The sequence below is a fragment of the Haloglomus litoreum genome (assembly GCF_029338515.1).
GTDB lineage: Archaea > Halobacteriota > Halobacteria > Halobacteriales > Haloarculaceae > Haloglomus > Haloglomus litoreum.
Map to the genome: position 1 here is coordinate 4,024,257 of NZ_CP119988.1, position 14,049 is coordinate 4,038,305.

Sequence of the window (14,049 nt, forward strand, 5' to 3'; positions counted from 1 at the left end):
CTAGCATGGCAGACAACGACTACGACTCACTGTCGGAGTACTACACCAAGGAGGTCGATACCGGCGAGGGGACGGCCGGCCCGACACCGCTGAAGGTGCTCGACGAGTCCACCGTCCTGGACGCGCCGCTCGACAGGGTGCTGGTGACGGTGTACAAGCGGGGGGAGATCACGCTGTCGGAGGTCGCCGCCGAGACGGACCTCCCGAAGCCGAAGGTGAAGCGCCACCTCGGCGAGCTCCGGCTCCAGGGGTACCTCGGCATCGAGTACGAGGCCGGGGAGAAGTACTACTACGTCAAGAGCCGGTGGCAGACCGAGGAGTTCCCCTCGGGGCCGGTCATCCCGCTGGTCTACCAGTACAACCTGCTGAGCGACGAGCAGCGGCTCTCGGCGATCAAGGAGGCCATCGACGAGCACGTCGCCGCCGGCGACGTGGTGGCCGACCTCGGGGCCGGGGTGGGAGTGCTCTCCTACCTGGCCGCCGAGCGGGCCGAGACCGTCTACGCGGTCGAGATGGACCGCGAGGTGTACGAGAAGGGCCGCGAGATCATGGCCGAGCAGGGCATCGAGAACGTGACGTACGTCCGCGGGGACGCCCGGGAGGTCGACCTCCCGGAGGAGGTCGACGTCGTCATGTGCGAGATGCTCGACACCGCCCTCGCCGCCGAGCTGCAGGTGCCGGTGATGAACTACGCCGTCGAGCAGCTCCTCGCTGACGGCGGGACGGTCATCCCGACGGCGGCGAAGACCTCGGCCCGGCTGGTGAACTCCGACTACGAGTTCCACGGCGGCGAGTTCCGGCTGCCGCACTTCGAGGAGTACGGTGCCAGGGAGAGCGAGCGTCGCTCCGAGGAGACGGTGTACCACGAGGTCCGCTTCGACGAGAAGAACGCGGAGCTGGTCGAGCAGAAGGTCACCATGACGGCCACCGAGGCGGGGCTGGTCAACGGGGTGCAGCTCAACACGGACGTCCAGTTCGGCGAGGGGCTCGACTACACGGGGGCGAGCCCGTGGCTGGACGCGCCGCTGAACCTCCCGTTCGACGAGGACATCCACGTCGAGCCCGGCGACGAGGTCACCATCGAGGTGTCCTACCAGCTCGGCGGCGGGCTGAACAACATCCTGTACGATGTCACGGACCACTGACGGGGCGAGCGGGGACGCCGGGGGAGAATCGACGAGCGGCTGTCGCTACCTCGCGCTGTACGACGCCGAGGCGGGGGCGCTCACCGAGTGGGCGGAGACGCTGGCGGCCGACTTCGAGACGCTCGTCGCCGAGAGCGACGTCATCAAGCGCCGGCTCGACCTCGGGACCTACGACGCGGCGTCGCTGTTCGAGCGCGAGGGGGCCGACAGGGAGGCCGTGTCCGACCGGACGGCCAACCGGCTCATCAAGGCGGACGAGGCCCGGCAGGCCGCCGGCCTCCCCGAGACCTGCCCCCACGAGTCCCACGAGGACGAGCCGTACTGCGAGTTCCACCTCGCACCGGAGCGGTGTGCCGAGCTCGGTATCGAGCCGGCGGAGATCCGGCGCGCGCTCCTGGAGCGCATCGGCGACGAGACCGAGGACGGGGCCGGCCGGGGGAAGTGCTTCGCCGGCGGTCGCTTCCGGGAGCTGTCGTTCTCCTACCGGACGCTGGAGTCGACGTCGAACCGGCCGATACAGCTGCAGTACGCCCACATCGAGGACCTGAGCCTCGACGACGCGGTCATCGACGAGCGGCTGCTGCTCGACGGGGGGACGATCGAGTCCTGCTCGGCGGAGGACGCGCGGTTCCGCCGGACGGTCTCGTTCGACCGGGCGACGCTGGACTGCGACAGCCTCTCGTTCGACGGCTCCGTGTTCGAGGAGCAGGCCTCGTTCCGGGCGGCGACGGTCACCGCGACCAGGCTCCGGTTCCAGGACTGCTCGTTCGAGCGGGGCTGCAGCTTCGAGGACGCCGAGTTCGAGCTCGCGCTGGGGAACACGGACCCGGACGTGGACCCCGTGCGGTTCAACGGCACCGAGTTCGACGGCGGCGTGACCTGCAGCGACGCGACGTTCTCGCTGCGGAACGCCAGCGATATGCGACGCCAGGCCGCGGTCAAGTTCCGGGGCTGCCGGTTCGGCGGGCAGGCCTCGTTCGACGACTGCGAGTTCGGTACGGTGAGCAACGACGGCGGCGGCTCGCTGGAGGCGCTCCTGTCCGGCGACGGCGACGGCGACTCCGGCGACGACGTGACCTGGAAGGTGCAGTTCAAGGACGCCGAGTTCCAGGGCGGCTTCCGGGCGATCGACGCGGGCATCGCCGGTGACCTCCGGATGCGTGGGGCGGAGTTCCGGGGCGACGGGAGTGACTTCGACGAGACGACCATCGAGGGGGACTTCGTCCTGACCAACGCCGAGTTCCGGGGCGACGGGAGCAGCTTCGACGGGCTGACCGTCACGGGCGCGTTCTACCTGAACAGCGCCGAGTTCTCGCAGGGGGCGGTCACGTTCGCGGGGATCCAGGTCGACGGGCGGCGGATGGACTGCGAGGAGGTGTCGTTCGGGGGCAACAAGCTGAGCTTCGCGGGCGCGACCATCGACGGCGAGGCGGCGTTCAAGCGGCTGTCGTTCGCCGGCGGCGAGGCCAGCTTCGGCGGCCTCACCGTGCGGGGAGCGCTCGACCTCGAGGGCTCGGTGTTCGACGTCTCCGGCGGCGACATCGATTTCGCGGACCTGACCGTCGAGGACGAGCTCAACCTCCGGCAGGCGACGTTCACCGGCAACGGGATCGACTTCAGCCGGGCGACGGTCGGCGAGACCCTTCCGTCGGCGACGACGGTGGCCGACTGCACGGGGAGCGTCTGGCGGGGTGGCGAGGTCGACTTCGGCGGGAGCGAGTTCGGCGGGAGCACGGACTGGGAGCTCACGACGTTCGGCGGCGACCAGGTCAGCTTCGCGGGGATGACCGTCGACGGCGACGCGACGTTCCACCACGCGGAGTTCGAGACGACGGAGGCCGACCTCTCGGAGCTGACCGTCGCGGGCGAGACGTTCGACATGTCCCACGCCCGGCTGGGCGGGAAGACCGTGTTCAACGGCGCCGAACTGTGGACCGAGGCGGTCGACCTGCGTCGGCTCCGGGCCGAGGGGGTCGTCGTGGAGTTCCGCAAGGTTGAATCGGGCGAGACGCTGGTCGATCTGAGCAACGCCACCGTCACCGACGGCGTGTTCGAGATCGGCCCACAGGACACCGTCTACGGCTTCGAGGGGGCGACCATCGGCGACATCGAGATCGCCCTGGGAGAGGGGGAGGGGGCACTGCTCGAGCACTTCGTGTTCAAGAACACCGACTTCGACGGCTTCGACTTCAGCCGGGACAACATCAAGCAGGAGCTGAACAACACCGGGTGGCAGATCCACACCACCCACGGTGACGAGACGGCCTCCCCGCGGCGGCTGCGCGACCTGGTGCGGCGCTACTACCGGCTCGTCACCGAGGGACCCGACGAGGACGGAATCGACCCGAACGAGCTCGAGACGACGTACATGCGGGCGAAGCTCGGCGCGGACCAGCAGGGCGATCCGGACGCCGTCTCGCAGTTCTTCCAGAAGGAACTGCGCTTCCGGCGGCGGGCTCACGGGCACCGGTTCTGGGACCGGGACCGGGGGAAGGGTCGGACGACCTACGAGTCGTTCCGGTCACAGGTGCGGATCGGCTGGGACTGGCTCGCGAACACGACCCTCGGGCTCACCGTCGGCTACGGGGAGCGGCCGGGCAACGTCGTCGCCACGTCGCTGCTCATCGTCCTCGCGTTCGCGTTCGTCTACCGCGCCATCGACGCGCTCCCGCCGGGGTCGAACTCGTTCGACTACGTCACCTACAGCTTCCAGGGGTTCATCCAGCTGGTGGTCGGCATCCAGACGACCGGCTCCATCCTGGTCCGGTTCTTCACCGCGGTGGAGGGGTTCCTCGGGGCGTTCGTCATCGCGCTCTTCGTCATCACCCTCACGCGGTCCATCGACCGCTGAGCGCGGGCCGGTCCCCGCCGGCCCGGCCGTCGGGAACGGACCGGACCTCAATCGCTACTGGAGCGCGCCTGGTCGAACCGGCTCGCCGGCAGCAGCAGTTCCTCCAGTCCCGGCAGGTGCTTGACGTTGAAGACGACCTGCATCTCGTCGGAGACGGGCGCGGAGACACAGGAGAGGCGGACGCCCCGCTCGATCCACTCCTTCGGGAGGATGTGGCTGGAGTGCATCGGCATCTCGCCGTCGATGATGGCGACGGCGCAGTTGGTGCAGGCGCCGCCGCGGCAGGCGAAGGGCCAGGCGTGGCCGGCTGCCTCGGCCGCCTCCAGCAGCGGGGTCCCGGGCTCGGCGACGAACTCGCCGTAGTCGGGGGCCTCGAGGTCCGCGGCGGCGGCCTTCTCGAAGAGGTCGGCGTCGGTCAGCTCCCAGCCCTGGTCGGCCAGCGCCTGGTAATCGAGGTACTCGACGGTGACGCCGACCTCCTCGGGTTCGGGCTCCGGGTCGGCGTCGGGCTCGTCGGCCGGGGTGAGGTCGGCACCGTTCGTCGCGGGGTCGTAGCCGTTCTCGATGCGCTCGTAGGCCCGGCGGACCCGCTGGAACTCCCGGGCGGAGCCGCCGTGGTCCGGGTGCGCCTCGAAGACGCGCTCGCGGTAGGCCTGCTCGATGGTCTCCTCGTCGGCGTCCGGGTCGACCCCGAGCACATCGAACGGAGATGCCACACCGGCACGTAGGGAGTCACGCCGGTAAAACCTGCTTCTCTCGGTAACCGCCACCGTGGCCGGTCCCGACGGATGAAACGCCGGACTGGACCGGTCCGTTTATATGTTTCAGTGGCATCGCTGTGAGTAGTTGGCATGAGTCTGTATCCCACGGAGCAGTGGTTGGAGGCCTACGGGCGCGCGCTCGACGAGAGCCGGGCCCTCGACGACATCGCGTCGGGGTGGGGTGTCGGATTCAACGGTGACGTGCTGCTCGTCATCGACGACGTGCCGCTGGCGGACACCACGCTGGGTGACCTCCCGGACGAGGTGCTGGCGGACCTCCCCGCCGACATCCAGGAGGGGATCAGCGACGTGACGCTGGCCGAGGCCCCCGAGCGGTTCGGGGAGACGCTGCGGCCGTCGCTGCCGGCGAACGTGCAGGACCTGCTCTACCAGATCGAGACGAAGGTCCACGACGGCACCATCTACGCGTACGTGGGACTCGAGGGCGGCGAGTGCACCGGGACGGAGGTCCTCGCGGACCCGGGCTCGCGCGACGTGGGGTACGTGGTGAAGGGCCCCTACCAGACCTGGCGGCGCATCGTCGACGGCCGGCCGGTCGCCTCGGCCTGGCTGAACGGCGACCTCGCCATCGAGGGGAACAAGGTCCGGCTGGTCCGGTACGGTTCGGTCCTCCAGCTGGTGGGGGATGTCGCGGCCGACGTGGAGACGACCCACCTCTTCCCCGGTGACGCCGCCAGCCCGGGCGAACTCGTGCTCGACGAGGCCGTCCGCCAGCCGGTCATCCTCGGCCGCCTCGCCGAGCGACAGGCCAGCCTCGTCACGAGGACGTTCAGCCCTTTCTGAACCCGTTCCAGCAGGAATCCGACGACGAGAACGATTAAATTCCGCATTATTCTGAAATAATCCAACCTAGAGAGATATCTGTCCCGGTACCTTCCGCCGGTCCGGTGCCGGATCGCGGACCAGGGTAGTCGATAGGGGCCGGGGCTGGCTGTATCGATTGGTTCGAGGGGCTCTGTGACTGGAACGAACGGGTTGGAAGCTCCTGGCCGCTCGACCGTCCGGGATTGGCTGTTCCACGGAGCGTCCGCACCGAGCCAGCACGGTGCGAAGCGATCCTGGACCGCCGAATCGGGTGGGACTGAAAGGGGCCGCGGGCTCGGCGGCCCCCCGGCGATGCAAGCACCGCAGCGGACGCCCGGAACGGCGGCCGACCGAAGGGAGGCCGCCGCATGACCGGACCGCGAGGAGCGCAGCGAGCCGCGGGGTCGTTCGAGAGAGCTCCGCTCTCTCGTGATGACGAAGATCTCCGATTTTCGAACCATCCCGAGCCCGCGGGGGCTTTCAATAGCTCATCACTGTCGCTGTCGTCCCCCCCATCATCGTCGAACGAATCGCTACAGACACAGTCCCACCGGATCGACCCGTACCGTTAGGTGGGGCGGTCCCCAGCCCCCTCTCATGCCAGCCAAGGTGACGGACCCGCCGGCGGGGTACGAGGAGGGGCTCCGGTGGGACGGGGGCGTGGAGTGGCTCGTCCACCCGGACGAGACGATGGAGCGCGCCAGCACGGCGCTCGCGACCGACGAGGGCGTCTACCTCGTGGACCCCCTGGACGCCCCGGGAGTCGACGACCTGATCGCCGAGTTCGGTGAGGTCGCGGGCGTCGTCCTGCTGTCGAACCACCACACCCGGGACGCTGGCCTGTTCGCGCGGCGCCACGAGGTGCCGGTGTACGTGGGCGCGGACGTGCCCGAGGACGCGACGCCCGACCTGGCCGTGCCCATCGAGCGCATCGCCGTCGGGGAGCGACTGGGCGACTACGAGTTCGTCGAGGTCGCGACCGGGACGGCACTGGGCGCGCCCTGGTACGAGTACGCGCTCTGGAACGGCGAGACGCTCCGGGTGAGCGAGTGCGTCGGCACGGCCGAGTACATGCGGGTCGGTGACGAGCCGCTGGGCGTGATGACGATGCGGCGACGCCACCCACCGACGGCGCTCCGGGGCCTCGAACCCGAGCGGGTCCTGTCGGGCCACGGGCCTGGCCTCGACGAGAACGCGGCGGAAGCCCTCGAGGCAGCCATCGACAGCGCCGAGGAGAACTTCACGACGGCGCTCGTCCAGAACGGGCTCGACCAGGCCCGGACGGTGCTGGCCGCGCTCCGGTCGGACCTGGGGTGAGCAGTCGAGTTACAGCGTCTCGCCGTCGACGACGTCGTAGCCGAGGTCGCCCTCGCGCAGCGCGTCGGTGAGCGCCGACAGCTCCGTCACGCTGGCGACGACCAGCACGTCCAGCCCGCGGTGGGCGGCCTCCGTGACCGCGGCGGGGACGCCAAAGCGGATGTCCGGGTCGAGATCGACCCGCGAGACGGCCGCGAGCGCCTCGCCGCCGGCGACCGCGAGCAGGTCGGTCTCGCCGGCCCGCTCGGCGAGCGCGTCGGCGTCGACCGCCCGGCTCCCACCCTCGTGGACGCGCGGGACGCTCACGACACGGACCTCGCCCCACTCGTAGTCCACCAGTCCCTCGAAATCCGTGACGCCGACGTCCTCGTCCGCTTCGGCGCTCGTGACCGCGACGCCGGTGGCGCCGCCGGCGCCCCCGGGTGTCGCCCGGAGGACGCCGTCGCGCATCGACAGCGAGACGGGCTGGCCCTCCGCGATATCGGCTGTCGCGATGGCCGTGTCCACGTCCACCCGCCCCAGGACGTCCTCGGAGACGTGGCTGACGTAGTCGCGCAGCGCCTCGGTCCGGCTCATCAGCCAGTCGACGCCCTCGTTGGTCACCTCGTAGCGTCCGCGGCCGTGCTTCTGGACGTACCCCTCCGCGACGAGCCCCTGGAGGTAGTCGCTGACGGCCTGGGCCGTGACGCCGATCTCGTCGGCGACCTCCTGCTGGCTGACCGCCGGCTGGCGCTGGGCGATCTCCACGAGGATCTGGTAGCGGGTCGCGTCGCGCTTGCTCCGCAACACGCCGGTCCGGTCGCCGGCGCCCAAGTCCTCGCCGGGGGCCCCCTCACCGTTCCCGGCTGCGGCCTCGTCGCCGCCCTCGTCACCACTCATGCCAGCCAGTCCGCCCGCCCAACGCAAGTAGCTTTGGAGCGGAACGCCGGAGTCGGGCGTTCGTCGACGAGGAGTACAGCCAGGGTTGCCGTAGTGCAACTCCCGCTGTCGACGTGACGGGTCCGGTTGTACTGGCGGGCCCCACCCACCACCGGCGGGCGACGGGTTCAAGTCCGATTGTCCGAAGGGAGGGACAGTGAGTCGAGAGCCGACCGGAGCCACGGGTGGCCGATGACGCGGTTCGTCCTCGTCGCCGGCGGTACCGCCACCGCACGCATCGACGGCATCAGCGCCGCCGGCGCCGACCCGGCGCTGATGGCCCACACGCCCAGCGCTGACGCCGAGATACTCGTCCACGGCGAACCGACCGGCGCCCCCGTCGTCCCCGTGAGTCCGTCGGGCTGCCCGACGCCCGCGGTCGTCACGCGGGCGGTCCGGGAATGCCGCCCGTTCGACACCGCCGTCGTCGACGCCGGGCTGGCCGCCCCGACGGACGCCGAGACGACGACCGTCGCCGACGACCCCGGCGCCGACATCCGGGAGCCCGTGGCCGTCCCCGACGCGGCCGCAGTCGTCGCACGAGCCCGCGAGCACGGGCGGGCGCTCGCGGACTCGGCGGCCGAGCCCTCTCGCCTGTGGCTCGCCGAGACCGTCCCCGGCGGTACGACGACGGCGTTCGGAACCCTCGCCGCGCTGGGCGAGGCGGCCCCCGTCTCCTCCTCGCTGGCGTCGAACCCGCTCGAGTTGAAACGGCGGGTGGTCGAGGCGGGGCTGGCGGCCAGCGGCATCGAGCGCGGCACGCACGCCGACGACCCCGTCGCCGCGGTGCGGGCGATGGGCGACCCGACGCTGGCCGCGACGCTCGGGCTCGTGCAGGGCGCGACCGAGGCAGGCGCCGACGTGACGCTCGCGGGCGGGACCCAGCAGGCGACCGCCGCCCTGCTCGCCCGGCGGGCCGGTGTCGACGCGCCGCTGACCGTCGCCACCACGGCGTTCGTCGCGCGCGACGGGAGCGCCGCCTTCCGGGCGCTGGCCGCCGCCGCCGACGCCGACGTGCGCGTCACCGACCCCTCGTTCGACGGGCACGACCACCCGGCTATGCGGGCGTACGCCGCCGGCGAGGCGAAGGAGGGGGTCGGGATGGGTGGCGCGCTGGCGCTCGCGGCCGACGCGGGCGTCGGGATGGGCGCCGTCCGCGACCAGGTCCGGGCGGTCTACGACCGGCTGCTGGCCGACACCGACCGCCCGCCTGCGACGGGGTCGGGGACGGACACGGTGAGGGACTGATGCGCGGCCTCGTCCTCGGCGGCACCGCCTCGGGCGTCGGCAAGACGGTCGCCACGCTCGCGGTCTGCCGCGCCCTCGCGGACGCGGGCGTCGACGTGCGCGCGGGCAAGGCCGGCCCGGACTTCATCGACCCGAGCCACCACCGCGCCGTCACCGGCCACCCGTCCCGGACGCTGGACCCGTGGCTCGAGGGGACCGCGGGTATCCGCCGGAACTTCGACCGCGACGGCGGCGACCTCCGCGTCGTGGAGGGCGTGATGGGACTGTACGACGGGAGCGTCTCCTCGACGGCCGACGTGGCCGCGGCGCTCGACCTGCCGGTCGTCCTCGTGGTGGACGCGGCGGCCGGGATGGAGAGCGTCGCGGCGACGGCCCTGGGCTTCCGCGAGTACGCGACCCACGCGGGCCAGGACATCGACGTGGTCGGCGTCCTCGCCCAGCAGGCCCACGGCGGCCGCCACGCGGACGGCATCCGCGAGGCGCTCCCCGACGGACTGGCGTGGTTCGGCCGGATCCCACCGGACCCGGCCCTGGAGATCCCCGAGCGCCACCTCGGCCTCCACCTCGGCGACGAGGCACCGCTCCCCGACGAGGCGCTCGCCACGGCCGCCGAGGGCGTCCGGGCGGACCGCCTGCTCGACGCCGCGCGGGAGGCCGGCCGACCCGAGGACCCGGGCCGGGAACGCGAACGGACCGGCGCGCGCGTGGCGGTCGCACGGGACGCGGCGTTCCGGTTCTGCTATCCCGCGACCCGTGAGCGCCTGCGCGAGCGGGCGACCGTGACGACGTTCTCGCCGGTCGCCGGCGACCCCGTACCCGACTGCGATGGCGTCTACCTCCCCGGCGGCTACCCCGAACTGCACGCGGCCGCGCTCGCCGACGGGGGCACCCTCGATGCCCTCGGCGCCCGCGCGGCCGACGGCCTGCCCGTGCTGGGCGAGTGCGGCGGCCTGATGGCGCTGGCCGAGTCGCTGACGACCGACGACGGCACGCACGCGATGGCCGGCGTCCTCCCCGCGGAGATCGGGATGCGCGACCGGTACCGGGCCCTCGACCACGTCGAACTCGCGGCCCGCGACCGGACGCTCACCGCCGACGCCGGGGGGACGCTGCGCGGCCACGAGTTCCACTACTCCGAGGCGACCCCCGCCCGGGACGCCCGCTTCGCGTTCGACGTCCGCCGGGGTGACGGCATCGACGGCGACCACGACGGCCTGACCGAGTACCGCACGCTCGGGACGTACGCCCACGTCCACGCGGCGAGCGGCGCGTTCGACCGGTTCGTGGAGGTGCTGGATGGCTGACCGATCCGACGGCGGCGACCCGCGAGCGCCGACGCTCCTCGTCGCGGGGACGGCCAGCCACGTCGGGAAGTCCACGGTGGTCGCCGGGCTCTGTCGGGTGCTCGCCGACGCCGGCGTCGACGTCGCGCCGTTCAAGGCCCAGAACATGAGCAACAACGCCCACGTCGCGCTCCGCCCCGAGGCGGTCCAGGGTGGGGCCGCGCGGGAGTCTGGAGGGGCCGACGGCGCTGGCGAGGGGACCGAACGCGGGGGCGGCGCGTGGGGCGAGATCGGCGTCTCGCAGCACACGCAGGCCCGGGCCGCGCGCGTCGCGCCGACCACGGACCTGAACCCCGTCCTGCTGAAGCCCCGTGGCGACGGCGAGAGCCAGGTCGTCGTGAACGGGGTCGCCGTCGGGCACTACGGCGCGGGGGACTACTACGACGACCACTGGGAGCGTGCCCGCGAGGCGGCGGTCGCGGCCCACCGCCGCCTCGCGGCCGCGCACGACGTGGTCGTCGCCGAGGGTGCCGGGAGCATCGCGGAGATCAACCTCCACGACCGCGACCTGGCGAACGTCGAGACCGCCCGCGCGACCGACGCCGACGTGCTCCTCGTGGCGGATATCGAGCGCGGCGGCGTCTTCGCCTCGCTCGTCGGGACGCTCGAGTTGCTCCCGGACGACATCCGCGAGCAGGTCGTCGGCGCCGTCGTCAACAAGTTCCGGGGCGACCGCTCGCTGCTGGCCCCCGGCCTCGACGAGTTCGAGGCGCGCACGGGCGTCCCCGTGCTGGGCGTCCTCCCACACGAGGACCCCGGGCTGCCCGACGAGGACAGCCTCTCGCTGCCCGCACGGGGCGAGCAGGCGGTCCGGGGGGGCGACGACGGCGTCCCCGACACCGCGGCGGTGACCGTCGCGGTGGTCCGCCTGCCCCGGCTCTCGAACGCGACCGACGTCGACCCCCTCGCCCGGCTCCCGGGCGTCAGGGTCGGGTTCCGGCCGCCGGACGCCTCGTTCGCCGACGCCGACGCCATCCTCCTCCCGGGGACGAAGAACGCCGTCGACGACCTGCTGGCCTGCCGCGAGGCGGGCCTCGGTGCCGAGCTGCGGGCGTTCGACGGGCCCATTGTCGGTATCTGTGGCGGCTACCAGCTGCTCGGCGAGCGGCTCGAGCGCGTCGAGCACGAGAGCACACGCGCCACGGGCCACATCGAGGGGTTCGGACTCCTCCCGGTCGTCACCCGGTTCGCCCCCGAGAAGCGCGTCGCACGGGTCGAGCACACGCTCGGCGACGACGGGCCGCTGGCCGACGCGGCGGGCGCGACCGTCGCGGGGTACGAGATCCACGCCGGGGAGACGGTCGCTACCGGGGCCATCGCGCGGCCCGTGGGGCCGGCGAGTGCCGTCCGCGGGACCGTGCTGGGGACCTACTGCCACGGGCTGTTCGAGACGCCGGCGGCGCGGCGGGGGCTGGTGGCACCACTGTTCGACGCCGAGAGGCCACCGGCAGCGACCGACCGGACCCCACTGGACGCTGCTGCCGGGCTCGTCCGCGAGTGGCTCGACCTGTCGGCGGTGCCGTCCGTCGGCCCGCTACTCGACGATACCAGGGGTGGCGAGTGAGGCCGGCTGTCGCGAGGAGCGCCGACGGCGGCAGGTTTTAACCCACGGGCCCGCCACCCCCGGTATGCGACGCGAGGACCGGAGCTGGGTCGTCACCCTGCTGATGGTGGTCGTGCTGGCGGCGGTGGCGTGGCTCGGGGGCGGAGCCATCCGGGTCGGGCTCCTGTGGGCGGGGCGGACGCCCGACTTCGCCGGGGACGTTGGCGCCATGGCGTCGGTCGCGCTGTTCCTCCTGCTGGTGCTCGGCTACTGGCTCTACGACTACGTCCCCTGGTCCCAGGACGGGCGGCGCGACGTCCGGTAGCTCAGAACAGCCGCAACGCCGGCGTCCCACAGTCGCCACACACCATCGCCCGGTCGCCCTTGTACGTCCCGCGCCGGAGCGCCGTCGAACCACACCAGCCACAGTCGGCACCCGCGAGCGCCGCGAGCGGTTCGGCCGCCCGCGTGGGCACGTCAGTCATCCGCGACCCCCCGTACGGGGCCGGAGTCCACGGTCGGCACGGCCGAGTCCCGCCGCCCGTCACCGTCGACGAACGTCGCGATGCGCCGGAGGTCCTGTTCGGAGACCATACTCGGCCTGGAACCACCCGGAAGAGAACCGTTGCTATGTGGGGTACGGGCCGCTCTATATCCCTCGTGACCGGCAGGCCGGGCGGACCCCGACGGGTGGGGCTGCGGCAGGTGGGGCCCGGTGGGCACGTGACCCGGACAGCCGCCGGAAGCTAGTTCCGGCCGGTGGCCGTACCGCAGGTGTGAACGTCACCGGCAGCTGGACGGAGGCGGAGACGGCGTCGTTCCTGGCCGACACGGCGGTCCCGGTCCGCGTCGCCTGTCGAACGCCGAGGGGGGGACTCTGGATGCTCTCGCTGTGGTTCCTCCCGTGGGACGGCGCGCTCTGGTGTGCCACCGGTGCCGATGCCGACGTGGTGCGGTACCTCGACCACGACGACGGCGTCGCCTTCGAGGTGTCGACCAACGAGCCGCCCTACCGCGGCGTCCGCGGTGCCGGCACGGCGACCGTCGAGCCGGATACGGACAAGTCCCTGCTCCGGGCGCTGTTCGACCGCTATCTCGGCGGCACGGACAACAGCCTCGCCGACCGGCTGCTGGCCGACGACCGGGACGAGGTCCGCATCCGCATCGACCCGACCCGGCTCTACACCTGGGACTTCACCGAGCGGATGCGCGACGCCACGGACTGAGCGCACCGGCCGGCCGTCACCGTGCCCCCGCCCGACGGTACCGGCCAGCGAGGAGGCGTTCCGGACGGTCGAGCGCCGTCTTCGGGATACCGTCCCGCTACGGTCCCTTCCCGGAGCATCTGACACGACTTATACGCCCCCGGCATGCACGGCGAAATGAATATCCTAATAGGTCTATTAAGACGCGCTGCCGGCGTGGAGGCACACCCGCTGCCATGTACGTCCGGACCGGTTCCCGGTCCGGACATACGTCCCCACCATCCCACCACCACCACATCGCGCTTCGACGCCGGCGCCTCTCTCTCCCTTTCGACAGGTCGCGTAGCCGCGGCTCAGACGCTCTCGGGGCTCCGATGGATATCCAGGTCGACGTCCCGCGGTTCCCCCTCGATGTCCCGGGCGATTCCCGCCACGATGTCCTCGGCCTCGCGCACCACGAGCGGCTTGATGCGGTCGAACAGGCGGTCCAGGGTCCAGCCCGCGAGCGGGACCGACCCGAGCGTGTCCGGATCGAACTGGATGCGGAGCCGGACCCGGGTCGCGTGTTCGCGGTCGGGTGGCGTCTCGGCCTCGGGGAGCGGCTCGATACGCCAGAAGCCACGCGCCTTCAGGCCCTGCGTCGTCCGCCAGTCGACCCGTTCGGGCGGGTCCGTGTCCGTGACGGTCGTGTGGGAGGTGTAGGAGAGCCGCCACCACGAGACGACGATCTCGTAGTCGGTCCCGGGCCCGCCGTCGCCGTACTGACGGACCGCGTCGAGATGGGGCGAGTACTTCGCGTAGCCGCGCATCCCGGTGACGAAGTCGTACAGTTCCTCGGGCGGAGCGTAGAGCACCGCGCTGACGTCGAGGCCGTCCACACCGAACCCACGGGC

The 14,049-nt window shown here is 72.0% G+C and carries 13 protein-coding genes; 9 read left to right on the top strand and 4 right to left on the bottom strand.

Going from position 1 to position 14,049, the window contains the following annotated elements; genetic code table 11:
- The first annotated feature begins 5 nt into the window (after positions 1–5).
- A complete protein-coding gene (locus P2T62_RS20125) occupies positions 6–1,145 on the top strand; it encodes a methyltransferase domain-containing protein (protein ID WP_276258803.1) in 1,140 nt (379 codons plus the stop codon).
- Positions 1,129–3,996 carry a pentapeptide repeat-containing protein gene (locus tag P2T62_RS20130; protein WP_276258804.1) on the top strand — a complete coding sequence of 956 codons (2,868 nt, stop codon included), beginning with the start codon at positions 1,129–1,131 and terminating at the stop codon, positions 3,994–3,996. Before P2T62_RS20125 ends, P2T62_RS20130 begins: the two co-directional genes overlap by 17 nt.
- A gap of 47 nt (positions 3,997–4,043) precedes the next feature.
- Here the strand turns inward: P2T62_RS20130 and fer are convergent, their stop codons facing one another.
- A complete protein-coding gene (fer, locus tag P2T62_RS20135) occupies positions 4,044–4,712 on the bottom strand; it encodes a ferredoxin Fer (RefSeq protein WP_276258805.1) in 669 nt (222 codons plus the stop codon).
- Positions 4,713–4,847: 135 nt separating this feature from the next.
- On the opposite strand from fer, the gene P2T62_RS20140 reads away from it, so the two are divergent.
- Positions 4,848–5,561, top strand: a complete 714-nt coding sequence (locus P2T62_RS20140; RefSeq protein ID WP_276258806.1) for a sterol carrier protein — start codon at positions 4,848–4,850, stop codon at positions 5,559–5,561.
- 618 nt (positions 5,562–6,179) lie between these two features.
- On the top strand, positions 6,180–6,899 hold the full coding sequence (locus P2T62_RS20145) for a hypothetical protein (RefSeq protein WP_276258807.1): 720 nt from the start codon (positions 6,180–6,182) through the stop codon (positions 6,897–6,899).
- Positions 6,900–6,908: 9 nt separating this feature from the next.
- On the opposite strand, the gene P2T62_RS20150 is transcribed toward P2T62_RS20145, so the two are convergent.
- Positions 6,909–7,778 carry a DUF7839 domain-containing protein gene (locus P2T62_RS20150; protein WP_276258808.1) on the bottom strand — a complete coding sequence of 290 codons (870 nt, stop codon included), beginning with the start codon at positions 7,776–7,778 and terminating at the stop codon, positions 6,909–6,911.
- 231 nt (positions 7,779–8,009) lie between these two features.
- Between P2T62_RS20150 and P2T62_RS20155 the strand changes: the two genes are divergently transcribed.
- The 4 genes from P2T62_RS20155 (at position 8,010) to P2T62_RS20170 (ending at position 12,276) form a co-directional block, all read left to right on the top strand.
- Entirely contained in the window at positions 8,010–9,065 is a 1,056-nt protein-coding gene (locus P2T62_RS20155) for a nicotinate-nucleotide--dimethylbenzimidazole phosphoribosyltransferase (protein WP_276258809.1), read from the top strand.
- Entirely contained in the window at positions 9,065–10,369 is a 1,305-nt protein-coding gene (locus P2T62_RS20160) for a cobyrinic acid a,c-diamide synthase (RefSeq protein ID WP_276258810.1), read from the top strand. The genes P2T62_RS20155 and P2T62_RS20160 overlap by 1 nt, the downstream gene beginning before the upstream one ends.
- Positions 10,362–11,972 (top strand): cobyric acid synthase, encoded by a 1,611-nt coding sequence (locus tag P2T62_RS20165; protein WP_276258811.1) that lies wholly within the window; start codon positions 10,362–10,364, stop codon positions 11,970–11,972. Before P2T62_RS20160 ends, P2T62_RS20165 begins: the two co-directional genes overlap by 8 nt.
- Positions 11,973–12,036: 64 nt before the next feature.
- Positions 12,037–12,276, top strand: a complete 240-nt coding sequence (locus P2T62_RS20170) for a hypothetical protein (protein WP_276258812.1) — start codon at positions 12,037–12,039, stop codon at positions 12,274–12,276.
- Position 12,277: 1 nt separating this feature from the next.
- Here P2T62_RS20170 and P2T62_RS20175 read toward each other — a convergent pair whose 3' ends face one another.
- On the bottom strand, positions 12,278–12,436 hold the full coding sequence (locus P2T62_RS20175) for a hypothetical protein (protein ID WP_276258813.1): 159 nt from the start codon (positions 12,434–12,436) through the stop codon (positions 12,278–12,280).
- A 291-nt stretch (positions 12,437–12,727) separates the two neighbouring features.
- Here P2T62_RS20175 and P2T62_RS20180 point away from each other — a divergent pair, with 291 nt between their 5' ends.
- A complete protein-coding gene (locus P2T62_RS20180; protein ID WP_276258814.1) occupies positions 12,728–13,177 on the top strand; it encodes a pyridoxamine 5'-phosphate oxidase family protein in 450 nt (149 codons plus the stop codon).
- A gap of 332 nt (positions 13,178–13,509) precedes the next feature.
- Here P2T62_RS20180 and P2T62_RS20185 read toward each other — a convergent pair whose 3' ends face one another.
- Complete coding sequence (locus P2T62_RS20185; protein ID WP_276258815.1) at positions 13,510–14,034, bottom strand: type II toxin-antitoxin system RatA family toxin; 525 nt, start codon at positions 14,032–14,034, stop codon at positions 13,510–13,512.
- Positions 14,035–14,049 lie beyond the last annotated feature (15 nt).